General features: G+C 67.9%; 11 protein-coding genes and 3 pseudogenes. 4 read left to right on the forward strand and 10 right to left on the reverse strand.

The window, feature by feature from the left end; all coding sequences use genetic code 11:
- Window positions 1-35 precede the first annotated feature (35 nt).
- The 3 genes from ABFX55_RS10685 to ABFX55_RS10695 form a co-directional block, all read right to left on the reverse strand.
- Window positions 36-1,892: an urease subunit alpha gene (locus ABFX55_RS10685; RefSeq protein WP_346120013.1), complete on the reverse strand. Its 1,857-nt coding sequence runs from the start codon at window positions 1,890-1,892 to the stop codon at window positions 36-38.
- Window positions 1,885-2,616: an urease subunit gamma gene (locus ABFX55_RS10690; protein WP_379479245.1), complete on the reverse strand. Its 732-nt coding sequence runs from the start codon at window positions 2,614-2,616 to the stop codon at window positions 1,885-1,887. Before ABFX55_RS10690 ends, ABFX55_RS10685 begins: the two co-directional genes overlap by 8 nt.
- Window positions 2,617-3,386: 770 nt before the next feature.
- The gene (locus ABFX55_RS10695) at window positions 3,387-4,226 is read right to left on the reverse strand and encodes a helix-turn-helix transcriptional regulator (protein ID WP_346120017.1); all 840 of its coding nucleotides are present in this window, start codon (window positions 4,224-4,226) and stop codon (window positions 3,387-3,389) included.
- Between the two features lie 169 nt (window positions 4,227-4,395).
- Between ABFX55_RS10695 and ABFX55_RS49770 the strand changes: the two are divergent.
- From ABFX55_RS49770 to folE, 3 genes and pseudogenes are all read left to right on the forward strand, one after another.
- Window positions 4,396-4,485, forward strand: a pseudogene (locus ABFX55_RS49770) (hypothetical protein); the annotation flags it as partial.
- Between the two features lie 28 nt (window positions 4,486-4,513).
- Window positions 4,514-4,855, forward strand: a pseudogene (locus tag ABFX55_RS10700) (DUF2231 domain-containing protein); the annotation flags it as partial.
- A 45-nt stretch (window positions 4,856-4,900) separates the two neighbouring features.
- The gene (folE, locus tag ABFX55_RS10705) at window positions 4,901-5,554 is read left to right on the forward strand and encodes a GTP cyclohydrolase I (RefSeq protein WP_346120019.1); all 654 of its coding nucleotides are present in this window, start codon (window positions 4,901-4,903) and stop codon (window positions 5,552-5,554) included.
- Between the two features lie 138 nt (window positions 5,555-5,692).
- Here the strand turns inward: folE and ABFX55_RS10710 are convergent, their stop codons facing one another.
- The 4 genes from ABFX55_RS10710 to ABFX55_RS10725 all read right to left on the reverse strand — a co-directional run bounded on the left by ABFX55_RS10710 (window position 5,693) and on the right by ABFX55_RS10725 (window position 8,201).
- Window positions 5,693-6,121: a YybH family protein gene (locus ABFX55_RS10710; protein ID WP_346120021.1), complete on the reverse strand. Its 429-nt coding sequence runs from the start codon at window positions 6,119-6,121 to the stop codon at window positions 5,693-5,695.
- Window positions 6,122-6,387: 266 nt separating this feature from the next.
- Window positions 6,388-6,570 carry a hypothetical protein gene (locus ABFX55_RS10715; RefSeq protein WP_346120023.1) on the reverse strand — a complete coding sequence of 61 codons (183 nt, stop codon included), beginning with the start codon at window positions 6,568-6,570 and terminating at the stop codon, window positions 6,388-6,390.
- Between the two features lie 79 nt (window positions 6,571-6,649).
- The gene (locus ABFX55_RS10720) at window positions 6,650-7,468 is read right to left on the reverse strand and encodes an oxidoreductase (protein WP_346120025.1); all 819 of its coding nucleotides are present in this window, start codon (window positions 7,466-7,468) and stop codon (window positions 6,650-6,652) included.
- A 58-nt stretch (window positions 7,469-7,526) separates the two neighbouring features.
- Entirely contained in the window at window positions 7,527-8,201 is a 675-nt protein-coding gene (locus tag ABFX55_RS10725) for a TetR/AcrR family transcriptional regulator (protein WP_346120027.1), read from the reverse strand.
- An 890-nt stretch (window positions 8,202-9,091) separates the two neighbouring features.
- On the opposite strand from ABFX55_RS10725, the gene ABFX55_RS10730 reads away from it, so the two are divergent.
- Window positions 9,092-9,334, forward strand: coding sequence for a hypothetical protein (locus ABFX55_RS10730; protein ID WP_346120029.1), 243 nt, complete (start codon window positions 9,092-9,094; stop codon window positions 9,332-9,334).
- A gap of 360 nt (window positions 9,335-9,694) precedes the next feature.
- Here the strand turns inward: ABFX55_RS10730 and ABFX55_RS49775 are convergent.
- The 3 genes and pseudogenes from ABFX55_RS49775 to ABFX55_RS10740 all read right to left on the reverse strand — a co-directional run.
- Window positions 9,695-9,970, reverse strand: a pseudogene (locus tag ABFX55_RS49775) (DUF1349 domain-containing protein); the annotation flags it as partial.
- Window positions 9,971-10,247: 277 nt separating this feature from the next.
- Window positions 10,248-11,597: an ABC transporter substrate-binding protein gene (locus ABFX55_RS10735; RefSeq protein ID WP_346120031.1), complete on the reverse strand. Its 1,350-nt coding sequence runs from the start codon at window positions 11,595-11,597 to the stop codon at window positions 10,248-10,250.
- A gap of 56 nt (window positions 11,598-11,653) precedes the next feature.
- Window positions 11,654-12,466 carry a carbohydrate ABC transporter permease gene (locus ABFX55_RS10740; RefSeq protein ID WP_346120033.1) on the reverse strand — a complete coding sequence of 271 codons (813 nt, stop codon included), beginning with the start codon at window positions 12,464-12,466 and terminating at the stop codon, window positions 11,654-11,656.
- Between the last annotated feature and the right edge of the window lie 35 nt (window positions 12,467-12,501).

Consider the following 12,501-nt stretch of genomic DNA (forward strand, 5'->3'; position numbering starts at 1 on the left):
CACTTGTCGTTGACGGTACCGGCGCCGGGCATCGGTCAGAACAGGAAGTACCGCTGCGCCATGGGCAGCTCTTCGGCGAAGTGGTCCCACTGGACGTCCACGCCGTCGATGTCCGTGGCCACGTCCTTGGCCTTCGCTCCGCCGATCTCCACCTCGAAGGTGTCGGGATCGACGCGGACGTCAGGGCGGGCGTTGTTCTCCCGCATGTCAGCCTTGAAGACCTTGCGGGTGTCGCGGATCGGCTTGAATTCCTTGGTCACCTTGAGCTCGGTGAGCAGGCCCGCCTTGAGAGCGTCTGCGGTGACGAAGTTGACGGAGTTGGCCGCAGGAGCTTGGCCGGTCGAGCCCCACACTGCGCGGGGAAGGACCGGCTGGGGGGTGGTGATGGAGGCGTTGGCGTCGCCGACCTGCGCATAGGCGATCTGGCCGCCCTTGATGACCCGGTGCGTCTTGACGCCGAAGAACTTCGGCTCCCACAGCACCAGGTCCGCGAGCTTGCCCACCTCGACCGAGCCGACCTCGTGGTCGATGCCGTGCGCGATGGCCGGGTTGATGGTGTATTTGGCGACGTAGCGGCGGGCGCGATGGTTGTCGGACCCCTTGTCACCGGCCTTGTCGCCTTCCTTGTCGCCGGGCAGGGGGCCGCGCCGGGCCTTCATCACGTGCGCGGTCTGCCACGTTCGCATGATCATCTCGCCGATGCGGCCCATCGCCTGGGCATCCGACGACATGATCGAGATGGCGCCGAGGTCGTGCAGGATGTCCTCGGCGGCCATCGTGGATGGCCGGATCCGCGACTCGGCGAAGGCCCGATCCTCCGGCAACTCGGGGTTGAGGTGATGGCAGACCATCACCATGTCGATGTGCTCCTTGACCGTGTTGACGGTGAAGGGGCGGGTGGGGTTGGTGGAGGCGGGCAGCACGTTCGGCAGGCCCACCATGGTGATCATGTCGGGGGCGTGGCCGCCGCCGGCGCCCTCGACGTGGAAGACGTGGATCGGGTGGTCGCCGATGGCCTCGATGGTGTCGGCGACGGCGCCGGCCTCGTTCAGCGAGTCGGCGTGCAGGGCGAGTTGGACGCCGGTCTCCTGGCACACCTCCAGGCACCGGCGCAGGACGGCGGGGGTGGCGCCCCAGTCCTCGTGGATCTTGAAGCCGAGGACGCCCGCCTTCACCTGGTTGCGCAGGGATTCGGTGGACATGGTGCTGCCCTTGCCGAGCAGTCCGATGTTGACGGGGAAGGCGTCCAGCGCCTCGAACATCCTGCCGACGTGCCAGGAGCCGGGCGTGACGGTGGTGGCGGTGCTGCCCTCCGCCGGCCCCGTGCCACCGCCGATCAGGGTGGTGACGCCGGCGGCGAGCGCCTCGCCGATCTGCTCGGGGCAGATGAAGTGCACGTGGGTGTCGACCCCGCCCGCCGTGAGGATCTTGCCGTTGCCCGCGATGACCTCGGTCTCCGGACCGATCAGGATGTCCGTGGCCGTGGCGTGCCCGTCGTGCAGCCGGCCCATGGTCTCGTCGTTGTAGGCCTTGCCCAGCGCGACGATTCGGCCGTCGCGGATCGCAACATCGGCCTTGACCACGCCCCAGTGGTCCAGGATGACGGCGCCGGTGATGACGGTGTCAGGCGGCTTGGGGGCGCCGAACCTCTTGGCGTCGCGCGGCGCACAGGACTGGCCCATCGACTCACGGATCACCTTGCCGCCGCCGAAGACGACCTCGTTCCCGCTGCGTCCCGGACCGCCGGACCAGTCCTCGGTGACCTCGATCCGCAGGTCGGTGTCGGCCAGGCGGATACGGTCCCCGACCGTCGGGCCGAACCGGTCGGCGTACTCGACGCGGGTCAGCGGCTGATGCCTGGCATGCCTTCGATGAGGCGACGGCTCAGGCATCGAGGCGCCCCCCGACCTCGCCGCGCAGGCCCGCCACGATGCGCTTGCCCTCGATGGGTACCAGCTCCACCTCCAGAGGGCAGCCGGGTTCGAACCGCACCGAGCTGCCGGCGGGGATGTTCAGCCGCTTGCCGTAGGCGTCGGCGCGTTCGAACTTCAGGCCGGAGTTGGCCTCGTAGAAGTGGTAGTGCGAGCCGACCTGGATGGGACGGTCGTCATCGTTGGTGACGCACACGGTCGTGATGTCACGGCCGACGTTGAAGGCCACGGGCTCGGCGTTCTGGGGATGGTCGATCTTCCCGGGATGATCGAGCGGCTTGTCGCCCGTCTCCGCCAGGGGGTTGCGGATGGTGACCAGCTTGGTGCCGTCGGGGAAGGTGGCTTCGATCTGGATGTCGGAGATCATCTCAGGGACGCCGTCCATGACGTCATCGCGGCTGAGCACCGTCGGGTCGGGGGTGCCCATGAGATCGGCGACGGATCTGCCCTCCCTGGCCCCTTCGAGAACGTAGGCGGCCAGCAGCGCGACCGCCTCCGGGTAGTTGAGCAGAACCCCCCGCTCCTTCCGCTTCCGGGCCACGTCCGCAGCCACATGAAGCATCAGACGTTCCTGTTCATGCGGAGTCAGATGCACCCCGCCACCTCGCCTTCGCTTCGCCCCGGGCTCTCCCGGGCCCACCGATGGCGCCGACAGTGTTGCCGACGCCGACGCGGCCTCAGCCATGCGGCGACCGCCCGCTCACTCCAGGCGCGAGTCGGCGCCCTCGCCCCTTGCGCCCGCAGGAGCGGCTGTTCACCGTGGTAACCCGCAAGGGCAGATCAACACTCCACGGTCAGCCGAACGTAACGCGCTGAACACTTTGTGTGACATGGCGTGTCAGTGAGGTGTCCGTCACCGGCGTCAGAGAGTTTGCATACCTGTCACGGTGGCCCCTGTCGACTCGCTCAGCTTCGCCACGCCCGGCTGCCGGGCCTGCTGTCCCTCCTCTGGCTCACCCAGCGCCGGCGACCTCTCGACCCGTTGAACCAAGACGACGTCGACCTCCGGCACGCCACTCAGCAACCTCACGAGCATCGTTCCCTGCGCGCCTTCCTCCCGCCGGCAGTCGTCCCCGCCCCGTTCTCCGGGCTGCTTCTCTGGACTGCTTCTCCGCGACCACAGCCGAGCGCACCAACATGAACACGGCTCCAACGTCGACGCCCGATGACTCTTCCCCGGACGCCGAGCCGGTCAGCCCCTCCATCGCCGCAGCCTCGCCGATCTGGTCCGCGACCTCGGGATCTCAGGCCAAGCCGCCCGCACCGCGGCGCTCCGGCAACTCGTGCGTCAAGCCCCTGCTCCTGTCATCGCCCAGGTCCTCGGCTTCCACGACAAGACGACCACCCGATTCGCATTCGAAGCGGGCGGAGGGCGGAACCTGGAGCCGATACGCCCCAAACGATCACACTCGGTGAACAGAAGCAGAGGCCGGATCGCGACCTCAGATCACTCGATCAACGATCTTTGCCGGTCTCGGAGCCCTGGCGGCCGGGTTCGACATGGCCGTGCTCCCTCGCGCAGCTGCCGGCCCTGTCGGTGGCGGGATCGGCGGCGTTGTTGCCGCCGGATGCGGCGCGCAGCTCGACGCAGCATCGGCCCGGGCGGGGGGTCAGGATCGCGTCGATGCCGGCAGCTTGAAGTCCGGTGAGGAAGCCCGCGACAAAGGCGTGGTTGATCCCGCACACCAGCTCGGGGGATCGGGCGGCGAGGGGGTGGAAGGGGCAGTTGAGCAGCCGCAGCTCGGTCGGGGCGTGGCGGTGCGGCTCGAAGCCGTGCTGCTCCAGCATGGTCTCGCTGAGAGTGAGAGAACGTTCGGGTCCCAGGCGGCCGGGACGGGCGTGGGCGCGCGTTTGTGCTCCCAGTTCCTCGCCCCGGTGGCGGGCCGTGCGCAGCGCGGCGGAGCGCGCGTCCTCACCTGGTTGCTCGGTGAGGACCGCGTCGATGAGGATCTCCGCGAGGACGTCGTGGTGGCGCTCGGGGATGCTGACGCGGATGTCGGTGCCGGCCGGCTCGTAGACCTTGGGCTTGCGGCCGACCTTGCGCACACCGCCCGGGCTGTCATAGCGGGAGCGCAGCAGCCCGCCGGCGACGAGCTTGTCCAGGTGGAAGGCGGCCAGTTTGGCCGAGATTCCGGCGTCGCCTGCCGCCTCCTCCCGGGTCACCGGTCGGCGGGCACGCCGTACGAAGCCGTACAACCTCCGGCGCAGATCATCTCCGAGGACCAGGATCGCGTCGACGCCCGCAGCGGCGGAGGGTCGGGGCTGAGGCGAAGCCGGACTCGGGTCAGGTCTCATACCTTGAGGGTACCGCTAATCCAGAGCGTCGTAACTTCAATCGGACTCGTGTTTCACCTGCTCGGCTTGACCCCTCTCCGAATAAGTCCAATACTGATTGGTGAAACTCCCAGGAGGGCGCATCATGACCAGCGATCTGCAGCAGCAGGCCAAGCGGCCGGTCAGCGCCATGCTCGCCGGCCCTTACGGGCACCCGTTCCATCCCATCCTGGTCACCGTGCCGATCGGGGGATGGGTAGCCGGCCTCGTCTTCGACGTCGCCTCCCACCTCGTGGACGACCCGGACTTCCTGGCCAAGGGAAGCCATGTGGTTGATCGCCGTGGGGGTGATCGGCGCCTTGGCCGCTGCGCTGGTGGGCGTGCTGGACCTGCTGGCCATCCCCACCGGCACCCGCGCCTTCCGCGTCGCCCTCGTCCACATGACGCTGAACGTGCTGGTGACGCACAGGCTGATCACGACCATCGCCGCCGTCGGGCGCATCCGCACCCGGCCTTTCGCCCACACCAAGGGGAGTTCCCTTATGGACATCGCCGCACTGATCACCTGGGTGATCACAGCTCTCGCGCCGACGGGCGGCGAGCAGCCGTACCGGCTGAACTCGCGGGGCACGGCCTGGCCGCCGTCGTGACCGTGGTGCTGGTCCTGCTCACCGCGCTCGGCCTCGGTGGCTGACATGACTCAGCACCCTCCCGCCGCTGCCCATATCGCCCCCGAGGCCTCCCACGCGCCGAAATCGGCACACGCCGGACTGCACGTAGTCCATGACGCCACGGAGACGGACCTGGTTGCCGCCGAGCTCGCCGCCGGACAGTTCCTACGGGCTCTCGGCATCAGCACCGATTCCGAGAGCACGCGCGGCACCCCCGGCCGGATGGCCCGCGCCTACGCCGAACTGTTCAGCCCTCGGCCGTTCGCGCTGACCACCTTCCCCAACGACGAGGGATACGACGAACTGGTCCTCGCCCGCAACATCCCGCTGCGATCCGTCTGCGAACACCATCTCCTGCCGTTCGTCGGCACCGCCCATATCGGCTACCTCCCCGGACGCCGGATCCTGGGCCTGTCGAAACTCGCCCGCGTCCTGGAGCACTTCGCCAGCCGCCCGCAGGTGCAAGAGCGCCTCACCAAACAGGTGGCCGACTGGCTCCATACGGAGCTGGATCCCCAGGGCGTCGGCGTCGTGATCCAAGCCGAACACACCTGCATGACCTTGCGCGGCGTCCAAGCCATCGGCACCACCACCATGACCTCAACCCTGCTGGGACTCCTGCGCACCGACGCCCGATCACGCAGCGAATTCCTCGCCCTGGCCGGCCCGCCCCGCTGACTGAGGCATCGTCGGAGATCGACCGGCAGGACGCTGCGGTGGCGCGCAAGGAGCCGGAGACGCCGCCCCGAGATCGGGAGCTTGGTCAGCCGGCTGGTCGACCAGGCGGCCGGCTGGCCGAGCTGGAGCAGGTTCAGCTCACATGTCCGGCGCCAACCAGGCCTGAAAGTTTTCCGGGTCGATCGGCAGTGAGATGTGTTCGTGCGTGATCAACCACTTGCCGCCTGACCGTTGGCAGCAAACGGTCGATCGTACCCAGATCGCGCTCTGGAGCCCGTTCGTGCGTGTTCCGGAGTCCAGGTGAAGCATGTGCGCGAACGCGACGTCTCCACTCGTCGCAATGGTCAGGTCGCGCGTTTCCAGGCTGATGGGGCCGTCGTATCCATCGAACCACCGCACAAAGTTGCGGCGAACTGCTTCGGCTCCTACAAACTGGAGAGGGGCCACAGCATCGTAATAAACGATGTCGGAAGAATAGTGCGACATGAGCCGATCGATGTCCTTTCTCTGGCTGACATCGACTCGGCTCTCCAAGAGCGCCCTAACCTCGGAATCGTTCGAAGTCATCGCTTTCTCCGTTCAAGAAGTCTGACCGCCTGGCGACGGTCTCTGTGGTTCAAGAGTCCGACGACGCAGCCTCCTGGAATGTGAGGCGCCACGACAGCTTCGCCGGCGCTAGGTCTTGGGCGCCGACGTCGAACTCGGCGGCGATCTCGGCGAAGGCTCCGTGGCATCGATGAGATCCTGGCTCGACTGCGACCGGAGCCTGACGCCCTCGGCCAGGCGATATCGGAGGCGGACAAGCTGTTCGAAGCCCTCGCATAAGGATGACCTCAGGGGCGGACGGGATGCCCGTCCGCCCCTTTTGGTCGACGAGGGAGGATCCGGTCGATGAGGCCGTAGGCCAGGGAGACCAGCGCGGTGCTCGACAGCACCAGACCGCCGAAGTGGATCCTCTTGACGTGATCGGCTGCGTGCGGACCCACGCCGAGTACCGCGCGCACGGCGATGAACACGCCGGTGGAGGTGGCGAGGCAGCGACCAGCGAGCTGATGCCGAAGACGACCAGTGCGGCGACCGCCCACCACCCGCGTTTCAGCTTGTGGCATTCATGGCGAGCTTGTCCCACTCGCGGTCAGGCAGGGTCCGGTTGAGCTCCAGCAGCTTGTCGGCCATATAACCGACGGCGTACCGAGCCTCCGGCCTGCCTGCCTCGACAGCCTCGCGGATGACCGCGGCCACGACGTCGGGATCCGAAGCCGGACTGTCCGCGCCGAGTTGCGTCTCGCTCTTGCGCGCCATCGCCTCGGCCATCGCGCCGTAGGCGGTGCCGCCGGAGATCTCCCGCAGGTCCTGCGCGGTGTGGTCTTCGAACTCGGTCTTGATGATGCCGGGCTGGATGATCACCACGTCGATGCCGAACGGCTGGACTTCCAGGCGCAGCGTGTCGGAGTAGGCCTCCAGCGCGTGCTTGGTCGCGTAGTACCAGCAGCCGAGCGGCAGCGCGATCTCGCCGCCGATGGACGAAACGTTGACGATCGTGCCCGACCCCTTCTCGCGCATGTACGGCAGGGCCAGCTGGACCAGCCTGGCCGGGGCGAAGACGTTGACCTCGAACTGGTCGCGGGCCATGTCCAGGGGGACGTCCTCGGCGGCACCGTGCAGCACGGTGCCCGCGTTGTTGATCAGGACGTCGATCCGGCCCTGCTCGGCCGCGATGGTGTCGATGACGCGCTCCAGATCCTCTGGTCTGCGCATGTCGAGTGGGAGGACCCGCCCGCCGGCCGCGCGGATCGGCGTCATGTGTCCGGTACGGCGGGCCGCGCCGTACACGATGTGCCCGGCGCGCAGCAGTTCCAGTGCGGTGGCCTTGCCGATCCCTGACGACGCCCCGGTGACGAGGACTACCTTCATGATCGAACCTCCATGTCGGTACGCGGCGAGGGGATCCTCGCCACGTGCGGGAAGATCTCTATTCCGCTTCGTTGAACTCGGATCTGGCACCCGTGAGCAGGTTGAGGAGGATCGCCTTGCCTGCGGCGAGATCGGCGCCTTCGGCAGGGGGCACGGCGCATTCGATCATCTCCTCCAGCACCGCCAGCACCGCGGCCGAGGACGGACCGTCACCGTTGTCCAGTTCCTGGAACGCGCGCCGGATGGCCGGCGTCAGGGCGTCGAGGATGTAGGCCACCGCCCGCACGTCGACGTCGCGATGGACGGCTCCCGCCTCCTGCATCGCGCGCAGGAAATCGCGGCTCCTGCTGATCTCCGGCAGCCGCTCGAAGACGCTCCCTCGCTTGCGCAGGTACTTGCCGAAGACGTCCTCGGCTCGGGCGACGATGGCGGCCGCCAGCGGCAGCGTCTTCAGGGCCCCCACCATGGCCCGGTAGACGCTCGCCACATCGCCGGCCCGAGGGTCGGCCTCCAGGTGCTCGCGCCAGGCGTCGGCGTAGCGGCTCAGCTCGTCGTGCACCACCGCCTCGACCAGCTCGTCCTTGCTCTTGAAGACCAGGTACACCAGCCCGCGGTGGAGGGTTACGGCCTCGGCCACGTCCCCCATCGTCAGCTTGTTGTAGCCGATCCGTAGCAGCAGCTTCGCCGTCGCATCGAGGATCGTCCGTTCGCGTACTTGGTCTGCGGTACTCACGATTGTCAGCTTGACATATTTCGCCAATTTGTCAAAACGAGCTGGGGTGGGTGGCTGAAGCGCCGTTTACGGCGTTCGCTGAGCTTCGCGTTCGGGCCCGGGCGACGGTCCCGATACGGGTGCGGTCACTTCCCTCGTCGGCGGCGTCCGGGTCACGAAAACGGCCGCAGGCCACCGGGATGTCCCAGGCCCGCCCGGAGTCGCTGAAACCGAGGTCGTCTGGAGGCAGGGGAGGGAAAGCGCTTACCACGTCGTCGTTACTCCGAGACGGTGGTGACGGCGCTCCCGGAGCTACCTCACGTCCTTCATGTCCGTCCGTCTGGGGCTGGTTCTGGGTGACATACAGGAGTGTGGTGGCGGTGCGGCGGGGGAACACCGTCGCCCACCTCCGCTGTCGGAGCCGATCTGGCGCGGGCGCGGCCGAGTTCTTGGCGCCCTCGAGTTGGCGGCCTGATCTTCAGCGCGCGGTGGTGGCTCATCGAAGGGGAGCGTTATGAAGGCGACGTCGTACCGGACATCCCCGCGTTTTCGCGCCGTGACGAGGGCGAACTTCCCGAAGATCGGGCCTCGCCTGGCATACCTGCCGTGGGAAGGGGTAGCGCCAGGGGCATGCGTCCTAGCGAGCTGCACACGGGCAGGCACGAAACAGCTTATGCGGGCGATTTTGGGTACGGCTGGCGGTCGAGCAACAGGCGGCTCGAGGTTTTTGGCGGCCCTTTAGCCGTATCAGCCTGAAAAGGCAGCTATGACATTCACGAAAGTAGCGGCCCGATAGGGCGCTTTTGTCTCCCGTCAAATCACCCGCAGAAAACCCGACTGCCGCCTCATAATAACTGAGCAGGCGGTGGGGCTACGTGTCACACTTCGTCCATAAATCAGGAGGACATGCGATGGGTCTCGATGAATCCACCCGGCAGCTGCAGCTCGCCCTGCACGACGCGCAGGTCGCTTTCGACTGTATTGGGCTCGGTCATCTTGACCGCGCGCACACGCACGTGATCACCGCCAGGGCGGCCATCGACGCCGCCGAGGTCACTCTGCGGCACGCCCTGAGTGAACTGTCGCCGGGCGAGGCGGCACGCGAAGGAGCCCAGGTCATGGACGCGCTCGAAGGACAGGAAGCCGGGCGCTAGGCGAAATGCTTGCGGGCGGCCGGCCGCCGCCGGCCCAGCCGAGCCGGGAGCGGACCGTGCTCGCTGTGCGTCGCCGCACGGTCCGCCGCAGCTTCGGCCCTTCTTGATCCGTGTGCCGGCGCCGGCAACGATTCGGCGTGCCCTGTTCGTCAGGCGGTGGGCGCCGGCTCGTGCGGCCGGCGCAGGACGCACACCTGGCGGGGGCCAGGGTGAGGTCCGCGGCAAGGCAGGGAGCCTGGAGCACCTCACCCGCCAGGTCTTCCCACACCTTCCTGAACCACTGCTCGGGTTGTAATCGGCGCCGAAGGCCAGTCGCCCGCGCGAGCTCTCCGAAGGCCAGCGAAGCCGGTCGCCGGCGACCGGCCCGATCGCGTCGTCAGAACGGCCGTTGCGGGTGATGACGGAGAAGATGGTGGGCACCCCGCCGGGCGCGAGCTCATAGTTGACCTTGGCCCAGGTGTTGTCATCCGCCCAGACCAGGAGGGCGGCGGCGTCCCAGTCGGCGCGGAAGTCGACCCGCAGACGGGCCTGTAGCTGCCAGTCGCCGGTCGGGGGAGTGGGTGAGTGCCCTGGCGGCGTTGACGGCGGTGGACCAGCCGAACGGGCTGCGAAAGATGTCGGTACGCGGCGCGGCATCGACGGTCAGGACGCCCGCGTCGTGATTCCAGCTCCGCGGCGGAACATCCTAGTCATAGGTGGTTCCGGAGAGGCCCAGACGGCTCTGGTCGCTGTGCGCAGGCATGTGTTTCCTCGTTTCGGCACAGTGGGTCGCAGCCAGTGGTGGCTTGCGGGCGCGCCGTAGGAGCCAGGCCTCGGGCGACATGGGCGGCCGGCTGACGGTGCGGCCGGGGTGCGGGCGCGGGTCACGGGTCCTGCCACCGGCGAACAGGTGGCAGGACCCGGCCGTGGCCGTTCACTGGACGCTGAAGCCCTGGTCCTTGGCGTAGGTGAGGGAGGCGTCCTGCCATGCCTTCAGGCCGTCCTGGAGAGTGGTGCCGCCTACGTACGCCTTGCCGACCGTGTCGTTGAAGACGCTGTTGGCGTAGACCTGGAACGGCAGGTACGACCAGCCGTCTACGACCTGGCCGGCTGACTGGGCGAGGATCTGGTTGACCTGCTGCCCGCCGAAGTACGGGAACTTCTTGTCCTGGAAGGCGGGGGCGTCGAGGTGCGCGGAGGTGGCGGGGAACGCGCCGCCGTCCACACGGGTCTGCACGCCCTCGTCGACGTTGGCGTACTTCAGGAAGGCGTAGGCGAGCGCCTTGTTGGTGCTGGGCTCGGGGATCGCGAGCGAGCTGCCGCCGTTCTCCGCGCTGGCCGCGCCGCCGGCCTCCCACTGCGGCATGGGCGCGACCCGCCACTTGCCGGATCCGGCCTTGACTCCGGATTCGAGGTTGGCCGGCATCCAGGCGCCGATCACGAGGGTGGCGAGGGTGCCGTCACCGAGTCCCTTGTACCAGGCGTCGCTCCAGGGGGTGATCGGCGCGACGAGCTTCTCGCTGACGAGCTGCTGCCAGGCGGTGGCGAACTTCCGCGTGCCGGGGTCGGTGAAGTCGACGCCGACCTTGGCTCCGTCGACCTGGTAAGGCTTGCCGCCGGCCTGCCAGATCATGCTGGTGGTGAAGCCGGCGTCGCCGGTGTCGTTGGTGATGTACGCCTTGGGGTCGGCGGCGTGCAGCTTCCTGGCCGCGGCGATGTACTCCTCCCAGGTGGCCGGCACGGCGATCTTGTGCTTGTCGAAGACATCCTTGTTGTAGAACAGGGCCATGGGGCCGGAGTCCATCGGCAGGCCGTAGACGCCGTCGCCCGATCGGACGGAGTTCCACGGGCCGGGGGTGAAGGTGCCGTCGAGCTTGTCGGCGCCGAAGGCCCTCAGGTCGGCCACCGACTTGCTGAGCGCGAACTGCGGCAGGGCGTAGTACTCGATCTGAGCGACGTCGGGGACACCCGATCCGGCCTTGATCGCGTTCTGCAGCGCGGTGTACTGGTCCTTGTTGGTGCCGGCGTTGACCAGATTGACCTTCACCTTCGGGTACTTGGCCTGGAAGCCGCTGACCACCTGCTTCAGCGTCGGCTCCCAGGCCGAGACCGTGATGGTGCCACCGGCGTCCAGCGCGGCCTGCAGGTCGGTGTCGGACATGGCCGCGCTCTGGGTAGCGGCGGCGTCGGTGCCACCCTGGCCGGAGGAGCCGCAGGCGGTGGCGACCAGCGATACCGACAGTGCGGCCCCCAGCAGGAGGGCGTGGCGGCGGGTTGTGTTCATGGTGTCTCTTTCCTGGGTGTTCCTGGAACTGATCGGCAGTACGGTCCGGCGTCGCCCTACTCCTTGACGCTTCCGGCGGTCAGGCCCGACTGCCAGTACCGCTGGAGCAGCAGGAACGCGGCGATCAGCGGAAGGATGGTGAGCAGCGAGCCGGTGATGACGAGGTTGAAGATCGCCTCGCCCCCGGCGGTGGACGCCTGGTCGTTCCAGCTGTCGAGGCCCAGCGTGAGCGGATACCAGTCCGGGTCCCTCAGCATGATCAGCGGCAGGAAGTAGTTGTTCCAGGTCGCGACGACGGTGAACAGCAGCACCGTGACGACGCCTGGCGCCAGCAGCGGCAGGCTGATGCGGAAGAACGTCTGGAACTCGCGAGCCCCGTCCACGCGCGCCGACTCGAGGATCTCGTCGGGCACGGCGTCGGTGGCGTACGTCCACATGAGGTAGAGGCCGAACGGCGAGACCAGCGACGGGATGATGATCGCCCACGGGGTGTTCGTCAGTCCCATGGTGGAGAACATCAGGAACGTCGGGACGGCCAGCGCGGTTCCGGGCACCGCGACCGCCCCGATGACGATCGCGAACACCGCCTTCTTGCCGGGGAAGTCGAACTTGGCCAGGCCGTAGCCGGCGACCGTCGCGAGCAGTGTCGCGCCGCCCGCGCCGACGACCACATAGAGCAGGGTGTTGAGCAGCCAGCGGGTGAAGACGCCGTCGTCGTAGGTGAAGGTGTCGGCGAGATTGCGGAACAGGGCGAAGTCCGCGTCGAACCACAGGCCGAACGAGCGGAGCAGCCCCTGTTGCGTCTTGGTGGCGTTGATCGCCAGCCAGACGAGCGGGAGCAGCGTGTACACCAGCATGATCGCGCTCATGACGGTCAGCGTGACGCTGCGGCGACTTCGCCGTG

The organism is Nonomuraea roseola, assembly GCF_039535395.1.
Lineage (GTDB): Bacteria > Actinomycetota > Actinomycetes > Streptosporangiales > Streptosporangiaceae > Nonomuraea > Nonomuraea roseola.